The 5,202-nt window shown below is 43.8% G+C and carries 4 protein-coding genes; 1 reads left to right on the top strand and 3 read right to left on the bottom strand.

Annotated features, from left to right (window positions below; all coding sequences use genetic code 11):
• Together AC805_RS15085 and AC805_RS15080 are read right to left on the bottom strand one after the other, a co-directional pair.
• Nucleotides 1-1,479: DASH family cryptochrome (locus AC805_RS15085; RefSeq protein WP_055076183.1), on the bottom strand; the 1,479-nt coding region annotated here is incomplete at its 3' end.
• Between the two features lie 170 nt (nucleotides 1,480-1,649).
• Nucleotides 1,650-2,675 (bottom strand): amino acid ABC transporter permease, encoded by a 1,026-nt coding sequence (locus AC805_RS15080; protein WP_156341417.1) that lies wholly within the window; start codon nucleotides 2,673-2,675, stop codon nucleotides 1,650-1,652.
• An 83-nt stretch (nucleotides 2,676-2,758) separates the two neighbouring features.
• Between AC805_RS15080 and AC805_RS15075 the strand changes: the two genes are divergently transcribed.
• Nucleotides 2,759-3,664, top strand: coding sequence for a TIGR04168 family protein (locus tag AC805_RS15075; RefSeq protein ID WP_055076182.1), 906 nt, complete (start codon nucleotides 2,759-2,761; stop codon nucleotides 3,662-3,664).
• A 178-nt stretch (nucleotides 3,665-3,842) separates the two neighbouring features.
• Here AC805_RS15075 and AC805_RS15070 read toward each other — a convergent pair whose 3' ends face one another.
• A complete protein-coding gene (locus AC805_RS15070) occupies nucleotides 3,843-5,060 on the bottom strand; it encodes a glutathione S-transferase family protein (RefSeq protein WP_197278737.1) in 1,218 nt (405 codons plus the stop codon).
• Between the last annotated feature and the right edge of the window lie 142 nt (nucleotides 5,061-5,202).

The raw sequence follows: 5,202 nt of genomic DNA, 5'->3' as shown, positions 1-5,202 counted from the left end.
GGTAGCTATAATTGAAGCGTTGTAGATTGCTTCGTTGGCTCGAGCAGAAGCAAATAAATCAACCACGGGATGGGGATAGTCAACGTCCAAGCGAACCTTAAAACGTTGCTGCTCGATGGGTGAAAGCTGCCAAGGCTGATGGACTTTATGCGCGGGAATTGCTTCTAGTTCGGGTAGCCAATATTTGACATATTTTCCTTGCGGATCGTAATCCTGTGATTGCTTGTGAATATTAAAAAATCTAAAACCTCGCGCATCGTTCCCAACACCTGCGGTGTAATTCCAATTACACCAGTTACTACAAGGATCGTAATCAATTAAGCGCGATTCAAACCATTCCGCGCCCATACGCCAATCAATACCAAGATTTTTAGTCAGAAAACTTGCCACATTTTGGCGGCCGCGATTGGACATAAACCCCGTCGCCGCGAGTTCCCGCATATTTGCATCTACTAGAGGAAATCCCGTCTTTCCTATTTGCCAAAGCTGAAATATCTGCCAATTCTGTTGCCAAGGCAAATCCATCCCCCGCAAGCCTGTACGCCAAAATAATTTATTACCATGCTTTGCGGAAATAAAATGGAAATAGTCTCGCCATAGAAGTTCAAAAATCAACCAGTAAGTCGAGTCATTGGCAAGGCGATCGCTTTCATATTTTTTGATTTGAGCGTAGATATAGCGCGGGCTCAAACAGCCTAGGGCAAGCCAAGGCGAGAATTTAGAAGAATCGTCGGCTTCGAGCATTCCATTGCGGGTTTGTTTGTAAACTTGGAGGCGATCGCTAGCCCAAAAGTAGTGATTGAGACGCTCGATCGCCGCAGTTTCCCCACCGCGAAACTGAAACTTCGCCCGCGCACAGGGTAAAAATTCTTCAAGTCCCAACTTGGTGAGATGAGGAATTTCACCGATGTCAATACTTTGAGGTAATGCGGGAAGGCGATCGACTAAAGGAAAAGGTTCTCGAATGATGAGATTGGCTTCAACCTGTTTGCGAAAATGGGTAAATAGTTCAGGAAGATGCGCGATCGCAAAGGGGAGATCGTCGCAATGGATTAGCGTTTTGCCCCAGAAACCTTTAAAATCCACATTCTGCTTCGTGAAAATAGAATGTAATCGTCGTTCTAGGGATGTCTCTTCAGTCGCAATTTCGCGCTGATAGTAAATAGAAGTGATACCTAATTGTTGTGCTAGTTCGGGTAATACCAGTTCGGGTTTACCAATACGAACGATTAAATCGGAATTAAGCGATCGCAAATTTGCCCGTAAATCAATCACACTTTCAATGAGAAATTTGGCGCGAAATGCTCCCGTTTTCTCGAAACCAAAGGAAGTTTTACCAAAGTGGTATGGATCGAAGCAGTAAAAAGGAAATACCTCGACATTCATCCGCTTAAAGGCTTCAGCGGCAAGGCTAAGGATTTCGCAATCATGCAATCTCAGGTCGTTCCGAAACCAAATTAAAATTTTTTGACAATGCATATTTAATTAATTAAATGTAATACCAAATCACAAAATGGCTAAGCCATTTTGTGATTTTAAAACCCTTACTGGGTTTGGTTTTCAATTCCCAAAAGTGTAGCCACACTTTTGGGAATTGAAAACCCCAAAAAGCTGTGGCGCACGCTGCGCTACAGCTTTTGTTTTTGCAATCACCTTTCTACGATCTGGAACTGACGATTTAGTAAGTTCATACTCGCTGAGATAGTCAGGCTGATCGCTAAATATACAGCCATGATAATTAAAATGACATTAACAGGTCTTCCCGTTTGGTTGATTGTTGTTGATGCAATTCGATAAATATCGGTATAGCCGATCGCGATCGCCAAACTAGAATTTTTAGCAATATTCACATATTGGCTGGTCAGGGATGGAATAATTACGCGTAGAGCCTGCGGCAAAATGATTTTTCGCATCGTCTGGAAGGCATTCATGCCTAGAGCTTTTGCCGCTTCCGATTGTCCCTTAGGCACAGAAAGAATACCACCACGCACAATTTCGGCAATGAAGGCGCTAGAAAACATGGTCAATCCTAGCACTAGGGCGCAAAATTCTGAACTTAAGGTCATCTTCAAAGCTGCGATCGTGATGCCATCTTTTGCCAGAGTGGCAAAGCCGAGGGAGATGCGATCGCTACTGGAGGGAAGCGTCAAAAAGATCGCCGAGTACCAGAAAAATAGTTGTAATAATAGCGGCGTGTTGCGGAGAATTTCGACATAAACCCGCGCCAATTGTTTTAACAACCAATTGTGCGATAGCCTTGAAATGCCGACGGTAACCCCAACGACTGAGGCAGAAATGATGCTCACCGCGATCGCCTTTAGCGAATTGAGCAGCCCGACTTGCAACGCGGTAGTATAACTATCTGATGCCTTGTAAGGGAAGGGGGAATCGGCAATATCAAAGGAAGCGGGATCGCTAAGAAAGTCAAAGCTGATGGCAAGCCCAGAGCTACGCATATTTCTCGCTAAGGTATTCCATGCCAAAATGCTGCAAGTAATAATAATTGCTAAAAAAAGTAATTGGAAAATCGTTCGCCAACTCCCAAAAAAATTCCAGAATTTTGTTTGGAAATTATCTTGGAAATTATTTTGGAAATTATTTGGGGAATTATTCGGGGAATGATTGGGTAGATTGTTCTGTAAGTTGTTTGAGAACTTTCCCTTACTTGCAGACATTGCTTGAATTGCTCACAATATGGATCGAATTTAAGTTTAGTATATAACAATCCTAAGTAATTTGTGAGTAGTCCAGTCTCCCTATGTCCAATTTATCTGCTGAAGGGGCGATCAAAATAGCTGTAGTTGGTGATGTGCATGATTTATGGCAACCCTTAGAAGACCGCTTAGCTCTTCAGTCACTGGATATCGATTTAGTTCTATTTGTCGGTGACTTTGGTAATGAGTCGGTAGAACTCGTGCGAGCGATCGCTAATCTCGATCTTCCTAAAGTAGTGATTTTGGGCAATCATGATGCTTGGTTTACTGCCTCAAACGATCGCAAAAAGCAATGTCCCTACGATCGCACCAAAGAAGATCGCGTCCAGCAACAGTTAGACATTTTAGGCAACATCCATGTCGGTTATAGCTGGCTTGATTTCCCCCAATTAAATCTTTCGGTAGTGGGTTCTCGCCCCTTCAGTTGGGGAGGTTCGCAATGGAAGAAAGAAGCCTTTTATCGCGATCGCTTTAATGTCAAAAATTTTATCGATTCCACCCAGCGTATCGTTGATGCGGTTTCTAGGACAGCCTGTGAAAATATAATTTTTTTAGGACATAATGGACCTTCTGGATTGGGCAGTGAGGAATATTCTATCTGTGGCAAGGATTGGAAACCCATTGGTAAGGACTATGGCGATCCCGACTTTGCCGAGGCAATTACCAAATCCTATCAAATGGGCAAGAAAGTTCCCCTAGTTACCTTTGGGCATATGCATCACCATTTACGGCTCAATTCCCATCGCACCCGTGAGGCGATCGCCACAAATGACATGGGAACTATTTTCTTAAATGCCGCCTGTACGCCACGCATCATCCACCGTCATGATGGCTATTACCGCAACTTCTCGATTGTAACGTTAAAGTCTGGGCGGATTTGCCAGATATCTCTTATATGGTTAAATTCGCAGCATCAAGTAATTAATGAGAATATTTTATTCAGTAGCTAAGCTAGAAGAGCGTCCCGTCCGCTACGCGGACGGGACGCTCTCTGGTTTTGGTTTTACTTATGCTGAACTACTTACTCCCTTCCCGCTATAAAATTAGACATTAAAAACCAAGAATTAGCGTTGCGGCGCGAAGCGCCGCAACGCTAATTCTTTACTGGGAAGGGAGTAAAAGTTGAACTCATGAAACCTTAAAGTTTGCAGGATCTTGATCGCGGCGATGTCTGATAGGAATAGGTGGGCTTTGACGATCGCCAGATAGAGAGGCCGTTTTTTCAAGAGCTTCCCGCAAACGCTTAGCAGCATAGATGGACATATCGCGAGGCACGCTAATGCGATCGCGCAGATATCGCAAAGCAAGATCGCTATCGGGAGGTGGCATACATAGGCGATCGCTTGCCATATCGTTCATCATATTGGTTAACGCACAGCGTAAAGCGAGATCGCATAATTGATCATCCGCAGGATTGACCTTAATGATATTAGCGCGGTGCTTGATCACGCGCTGGAGAGCCTCCTGCCGCGAGTTAGCAGGTTCGGGATACTTCACATCGGGTAGATCGAACCAAGACCCATAGTTTACTTTCGCCTGATTGCTTCGCGCCTGTGGTTCTCCGTTCTCATAGCATCCTCCCATCTGGGGGGGAAGATCGTGTACGTGGGTATGGAAGTCACTTTGGGTTCCGCGATAGGTTGGACGACTTTCCATTGCATCAAACCAATCGGACATACGGGGATTCTCTTCGCGTATGGAGTACCCTTTGTAGTAATAGAGGCTGGCATTCATGCGCTCTACATAGGGCGTAAAAATTACATCCGCCGTACCAAAATCATCTAAAAAGTAGGGACTAGGCGTATTTCCTAAGGCTTCCTCCACCTTTGTCATGACTTCGCCAAACTGATGGCGATGACGTTGTTCTTGCTGTGCTGACATAACAGGACGACAAAGCCATTCACACCAAGCCCTAAATAATATCCTTTCTAATCTTCTTAGGGGAATTACTTGGGAATCATTCATTCCCTTGCCAAGAGTACCAAAGACTTTTTCTAACGCTATTAAAATATCGTCGCTTTCGGTAACGATTTTTCCATCTAAAGCGATCGCAGGTAGCATCCCCGATGGCACAATTTTTTTGTACCAAAGTTCCTTTTCGCCGTAGCAAAACATCGTTACTTTTTCAATGCGATAGGGAATTTGTTTTTCCTCTAACCATAGCCAAATCTTCTGGCAATAGGGACACCATGCATGATTATCCCGATATAAAGTGACCCTGACATCAGCCTCGGTATGTCCAAACAATCGCAATCTTGCTTGTGAATTAGTAGAACCATTAACTGTATCTATTTGGAAATCTGCAAAAGATTCTAGTTCTGTCCAGCTTAAAGGGTCGATAGTCATAGAAACTGAGTTATTAGCCAAGCAATTGCCTAAAAATTATAACATTCCCCGCTCTCGTACTTTATGCTGAATTAATAATTAAATTGATCGATTATAATCATTGATTAAGTAAGTGGGCATAATTAAAACCTGCGGCGCACGC

Source organism: Pseudanabaena sp. 'Roaring Creek' (assembly GCF_001402795.1).
Classification (GTDB): domain Bacteria; phylum Cyanobacteriota; class Cyanobacteriia; order Pseudanabaenales; family Pseudanabaenaceae; genus Pseudanabaena.
The sequence above is the reverse complement of the archived record's forward strand: the minus strand, read 5'-3'. Positions and strand labels throughout refer to the sequence as shown.